General features: G+C 69.2%; 6 protein-coding genes and 1 tRNA gene. 1 reads left to right on the top strand and 6 read right to left on the bottom strand.

All coding sequences use genetic code 11. The features are described from left to right. From Q0C81_RS11730 to radC, 3 genes are all read right to left on the bottom strand, one after another. A partial coding sequence (locus Q0C81_RS11730; protein ID WP_291837893.1) for a ParB N-terminal domain-containing protein occupies positions 1–981 on the bottom strand: 981 nt, incomplete at its 3' end. A 52-nt stretch (positions 982–1,033) separates the two neighbouring features. Next, a complete protein-coding gene (locus Q0C81_RS11735; RefSeq protein WP_291837896.1) occupies positions 1,034–1,954 on the bottom strand; it encodes a toprim domain-containing protein in 921 nt (306 codons plus the stop codon). A gap of 7 nt (positions 1,955–1,961) precedes the next feature. Next, a complete protein-coding gene (gene radC, locus Q0C81_RS11740) occupies positions 1,962–2,648 on the bottom strand; it encodes a DNA repair protein RadC (protein WP_291837899.1) in 687 nt (228 codons plus the stop codon). Between the two features lie 99 nt (positions 2,649–2,747). On the opposite strand from radC, the gene Q0C81_RS11745 reads away from it, so the two are divergent. Continuing rightward, positions 2,748–3,440 (top strand): nuclear transport factor 2 family protein, encoded by a 693-nt coding sequence (locus tag Q0C81_RS11745; protein WP_291837902.1) that lies wholly within the window; start codon positions 2,748–2,750, stop codon positions 3,438–3,440. A 63-nt stretch (positions 3,441–3,503) separates the two neighbouring features. Here Q0C81_RS11745 and Q0C81_RS11750 read toward each other — a convergent pair. The 3 genes from Q0C81_RS11750 to Q0C81_RS11760 all read right to left on the bottom strand — a co-directional run. Then, positions 3,504–3,579 (bottom strand) — tRNA-Lys (locus Q0C81_RS11750). 317 nt (positions 3,580–3,896) lie between these two features. Further along, positions 3,897–5,243 carry an NAD(P)/FAD-dependent oxidoreductase gene (locus Q0C81_RS11755; RefSeq protein WP_291837905.1) on the bottom strand — a complete coding sequence of 449 codons (1,347 nt, stop codon included), beginning with the start codon at positions 5,241–5,243 and terminating at the stop codon, positions 3,897–3,899. After that, positions 5,240–5,863, bottom strand: a 624-nt coding sequence (locus tag Q0C81_RS11760) for a hypothetical protein (protein ID WP_291837909.1), incomplete at its 5' end; no start/stop codon positions are given. The genes Q0C81_RS11760 and Q0C81_RS11755, both read right to left, overlap by 4 nt.

Here is a 5,863-nt window from a genome sequence, read left to right on the forward strand (position 1 = left end):
CGCCTCGCGCCAAGCCATCATCTCGTCGGCTGACAGGGCCCCGCCATGGACGTAGCCCAGTTGTTCGAGATCGTCGGGCAGCTCAGGCGACGGACCGGCCGTCACATGGACTTCCAGGCCCTCGCCCTCCAGCACTGCGGCGATCTCCCGCGCACGTCTCATCCAGGCCTCGGTCAACAGATCGGGATCGAGCAGCACCGGCGGGAGCTCCCCGAACAGGTCGGTTTCCGTCCGGCCGCCGGCCGCGGCATAGAGGTCCGGGCCGACCAGGGCGCAGCGCGGGTCGCGGGTCGTGACCCGGCTTTCGTCAAGCCGTTCGGTGATGCGCCAGTCCTGGAAGCCGTGGCCGTCCAGCGCGTGACGGGCCAGCTCGGCCTGCTCGTCCTCATCCTTGAGCCGGGCCAGCAGCCGGGCCTGGCGCAGGGTGATCCGGCCGGCTTTGAGCGCCTCGAGCGCGACCGGCGGCAGGGCGGACAGGGCGGCGAGACGCTTGATCTCTACCTCGGCGTAGCCGAGTGCCTGGGCGATCGCCGTCACGGTGAGTCTGGCCTTCAGCATGCGGCCGATGGCGGCGATGACGTCGGCGACATGCACCGGCGCCGCGGTGTTGGTCAGGACCACCGCCGCGGCCTGGCGCGCCCGATCCGTCTCCTCGAACACCTCGACGGGATGGTCGTCGTCGATGTCCCCGGCGTCGCGCAGCAGGCGCAGGGCGAGCAGCCTGCGGCGGCCGTCCAGCATCATGAACGCCGCCTCCTTGCGGCGGCCGGGCCTCACCGTCGGAAACAGCAACAGGCCGGCGGCCTTGATGGTGGCCGCCAACTCGGGAATGTCATCGTCCGGCGGCTCGCCGAAGCGCAGGTTTTCCGGCGCGATGTCGAGGTCTTTCAGACGAACGATGCGCTGACGTCGCGAGGACGCCGCGGCGGCGGCGACGCTCGTCGTCTCGACGACGGGGACGGAATGGGCGCGTCTGGTCATGGCAGGTCTCCTGCCGGCCGACGAGGCCTATTCCCCGCCGCGCCGGCGCCCTTCAGCGCCCTTCCTCCCTCCTCCTGGCGGCGGTCGCCGCCTCGTTCCAGTCCTCGAACGGAGGCTCCGGCAGAACCAGGCGAACCGACACGCCGGTCGCCCTCAGCCGCCGGCGAAGCGCCGCGCCCGCCGCCTCCCCCGCCGGGCCCCGGTCGGCGGCGACAAGGACCCGGCGGGCTTCCAGCGGCGCGATCCAGGCGGAGAGGTTGTGAGCCGACAACAAGGCCCAGCCCGGGAGGCGGAAATGCGCCGCCGCGGACAGGACGGTCATCACGCCCTCGCCGACCACGAGGGTCTGCGCGACCGGCGCAAGCCGCACCGCCGATCCGGGAGGAAGGATCCCGACGGTCTTGCGCGGGAGGCGCAGGCCCTTGGCCATGCGGCCGTTCGGTTCGAGATACACCAGTTCGACGGCCGTCAGGACGCCGGCCCCATCGCTGATCCGGGCGACGAGGGCCGGTCGGGTCGCGCCTTCGGGCCGGAACACGGACACCGGCGCCGCCGGATGATGGCGAAGATCGCAAAGGTCGCCCGGCAGCGTGCGGACGGCGCGCCCGACGAGGTGCCGGTGCGAGACGCATCCCTCGGTCAAATCCGCGGCCCCGGCCCAGATCCGCTGTGCCGCAGCGAGGCGAGCGCGCCGATCCGGCCGGGCCGCCAGGTGCGACGCCGGAGCCTGCGCCGATGACGCGGGGCTTGCGGTCGGACGGCACGCCGCGTCGATCAGCCCCCGGCCGAGAAGATCCTCCCGAACGGCGCGCCAGCCGGCCGCTCCGAAGCCGTGGATGATCAACCGGTCTCCGTCGAGCAGAAGGGACACCGACCGGTCGCCGGTGCTGTGGCCGGGCGCAGGGACGTTAGCGCGCCGACCGCCGCAGTACAGTTCGCCGCCAAGGGCGGCGACGATGTGTTTCAGGGTCATGGCCGCCTCAGATCAGGCCCAGGGCCTTGAAGCTGGCCGTGCCTTCGCGGCCGACGACGAGGTGGTCATGGATCTGAAGGCCGAAGACCCGGGCGGCCTCGACGATCTGGCGCGTCATCTCGATGTCGGCCCGCGACGGCGTCGGATCGCCGGACGGATGATTGTGCACCAGGATCACCGCCGAGGCGGAGAGCTCAAGGGCGCGCCGGATCACTTCGCGCGGGTAGACGGGGGCGTGATCCACCGTGCCCTCCGCGGCAAATTCGTCGCGAAGCAGGATGTTGCGGCGGTCGAGGTAGAGCGCGCGAAATTGTTCGCGCGGTTCGTGGGCGAGCGCCGTCCGGACATAGGCCAGAAGCGCCGTCCAGGAGGTGATCACAGGGCGGCGGCAGGCGTCCTCGCGCGCCAGGCGGATCGCGAACTCGCGCAGCAGCTTGAGGTCCGTCGGAACCGCAGGCCCGGCGCTTGACGCGCGCGCCAGTTCGCCGGGCGTCGCGCCGGCCACGGCGCCCAGGCTTCCGAACCGATCGAGCAGGACGCCGGCGAGCCGCTCCGGATCCGCGTCCGGATCCGTCCGCCTCAGCAGCAGGGCCAGAAGGGTCTGATCGTCCATCGCCGCATCGACAAGGGTCGGCGACAGGGCGGCGCGCCGGCGCGGTTCGGGGGTCGGCGCCCGGTTCGGGGTCGATGACATGGCGGTTTCCTCCGCTCCACCACGGAGCGCCCGCCGTCCGGCCTTCCTTTCTCCTCCGGCCCGCCTGTCCCCCGACCGACGGCGCGTCACCCTGCGTCGATGAATGGTCTTCTGATCTGCGCCGGGATCCTGCTGGTTCCCGTCGCCGCCCGGGCTGATCCCTGCGAGGGCCGGTTGCCCGGGCGGCCCGGCGATCGGCTCCCTGACTCCGGCGGGACGCTGCGACCGGTTGCCTCAGGAGGCGAAGCCGTCGCAGAGTGGGAGACCCAACCGCCGCAAACCAGGATTCCGACCATGTCCGCCGCCAGAACGCTTCTCGCCCTCGCCGTCTCCATGTCGATCATCTCCAGCGGGCCGGCGTTCGCTCATGATCCGGTCCCGGCCGCGGCCGCTTCCATCGACGATGTCCAGGCGGAAGCGGTGGCGGCCGCGAGCGTCGTCGACGCCTTTCACGCCGCGCTCGAACATGGCGACACCGACGCTGCGCTGGCCCTCCTGGCCGATGACGTGTTGATCTTTGAAGGCGGCGGGGCCGAGCGATCGAAAGCCGAATACGCCCAGCACCACCTAGCCGCCGACGCCGCCTTCTCGGCGGCCGTGCCCAACACGAGGTCACGGCGCTCGGCGCGCGCCAGCGCTGACAGCGCCTGGGTCGCGAGCGAAGGCCGGACGACGGGCCAGTTCAACGGTCGCCCCATCGACAGTCTGTCGGCCGAGACGATGGTTCTCCGTCGCGAGGCCGACGGGTGGCGGATCGCGCACATTCACTGGTCCTCGCATGCGGCGCGCTGATCCGCCCTTGAGCCGCAGGCGGACCGTGGACCGCCCTTTCCGGCGACCCGGTCGCATCAAGGCTGGAGGGCGCTCGCGGATTTGAACCACGATCTGCGGATTAAATGTCCGCCGCTTTGCGCCATTAAGCTAAGCGCCCAGAGGGCGGCTCAGGACGACCGCCTCACTTTCCCATGATCGAAGGTAAAGCTTAAGTCCCGATAACCTGTCGCGGGCGCCCTGGGACTCTTGCGCGTCCCATGCATCGGGTCCGCATCCATCCTGGAATCCCGGCCACGGCAGGTTTCGAACGCGCGCGCTCTGTCTCGTCGCCGACGATCAGAGGTCGGCGTCTGCGGCCCGTCCGTGGCGACGAGGGATGCGCACCGTTCACATTGCGCGGCGCACGGGCCATCGAGGCCAGAGGCGGCGCCCGATGACCCCGGGCCGGGTGAGATTGAGCAAGCCGGGACCGCTTCACAGCATATAGCCGACGTCTGATGCCCCGGTCGGGTAGGCGAACATGGTCGTCTTCAGGTCATTGGCGGTCAGCCCAAGCCTGATCGCCAGCGCGAATATGTTGATGACCTCGTCCACGTTCGGCCCCACGAGGTGAGCCCCCAGCACGCGCTCGGCGCCCTCTTCGACCAATACCTTGAAGCCGTAGGTGGGTTCGGCGGCAGCGCGCGCGGTGAACCAGTCGGACGCCTTCTGGCTTTTGACGCGGTACAGAAGACCTTGCTCCCTGGCCTCCCGCTCCGTCAGTCCGACCGCCGCGATGGGCGGGATGGTGAAGGCCACGCTGGGCACGCCGCGATAGTTCGGCCGCTCCGTATTTCCGTTCAGGATGTTGGCGGCGACGACCTTGGCGTCGTGGCTCGACACGGGCGTGAGCGGCGGTCCGAGCTGGGCCGCGTCACCCGCGGCATAGACGGCCGGATTGGAGACGCTCTGGAGAAATTCGTTAAGCCTCAGACGACCCATCTCCTGCTCTATCCCGGCCGCGTCGAGATCGAGATCGCCGATCGCGGGGGTCCGTCCGGCGGCGTGGATCACCAGGTCGGCGTCGAAAGCGAGGGGCTGGTCATTGGCGCGGGCGTGGACCCGGAAACCGTCGCGCGTCTGCTCGATGCTCTCGACCGTCGTTTCGAGGCGCACATCCACGCCGAGTTGGCGGAAGCTTTCCATGAGCCAGCCCACAACATCGGGGTCGAACCGGGGAAGCAGCCGCTCGCTGCGCTGGAGAATGACCACTTCGGCTCCAGCCCGCGCGGCGATGTGGGAGAACTCCGCGGCGATGTAACCGCCGCCGACCAGAACAATGCGCTTCGGCATGACATCCAGTTCGAGGAAGTCCTCGTTGGTGACCAGATGCGCCTCGCCAGGGATGCCGAGCTTCATGGGTTCAGCCCCGGTTGCGATGAGCAGATTCCGAAACGTCAGTGTCTCCCCGCCCACGTCAAGGCTGTTGGGGCCGGTGAGACGCGCCCGTCCATGAAAGGCGTCGATGCCTTTTTCGAGATACCGTTCCTCGTGCTTTTCAGGGACGGGATCGGTGAAACTCCGCTTGAATGCGATCAGGTCGGCCCAGGCGATATGGGTATCTCCGGCGACGCCCTTGCCGCGCATCCGTCGCGCGTGATCGACGGCGCTCGCTCCGCTGATCAACATCTTCTTTGGATCACAGCCCCGGAGCGCGCATGTGCCGCCGTAGGGGCGAAAGTCGATGACAGCGACGCTGCGGCCAGCGGCCCGAACGCGCATCGCACCCACCATCGCGGCGGTTCCTGATCCGATCACGACAAGATCGTAGTTCCTGGTCATCGGCGCAGCCTCCGCGCTGGGTTGAATCTGTCTCGGTCGATCCATGAGCGCTGGGCCGGCCGGCGATCCCTCAGATCCGAAAGGCTGTAGAGCGCCTCCGCCACGGCCGCTTTGACGGCGCCGACCACAAGGTGCCCCGCGAACCCTCGAACATGGGTGAGCACAGGGTAGTCACGGTTGGGCGCGCTGTAGCCCAACGCAGGCGTCAGGCCTTCGTCGATTATCAGCGACATGGTCGCGCCGCTGACGAACGCGGCGCCGGAAGCGCCTATGCGGGTGTTGCGCCGAAGTTGCCCGTAGATGGGTCCCCAAAGCGCGCCCATGGCATAGTGAACCGCATGGCCGGCGCGGGCCCGCGCCTTCTCATCCAGTCGAACGCCCAGCCGGTTCGCCATGTCCAGGGCCGCGATTTCCGCCGGGGGGCCGGGTCGAACACGTTCCTCTTTTTCTCTGACCGGTGCTGGCGTCACGCTGTAGAGCGCCGTCTGCGCCCAGTCGGTCACCTTGGTGGCGACAAGGCCGGCAACGACGCCAATGGCTATGTCCACCGCTAGCGTTTTCGCTAGGTCGCGCATAACTTGCCTCCTGACGCTCAGACGGTCCGTCGCCTGGTAGATTCG

The organism is Brevundimonas sp., from assembly GCF_023259385.1.
In the GTDB taxonomy this organism is placed as follows: Bacteria; Pseudomonadota; Alphaproteobacteria; order Caulobacterales; family Caulobacteraceae; genus Brevundimonas.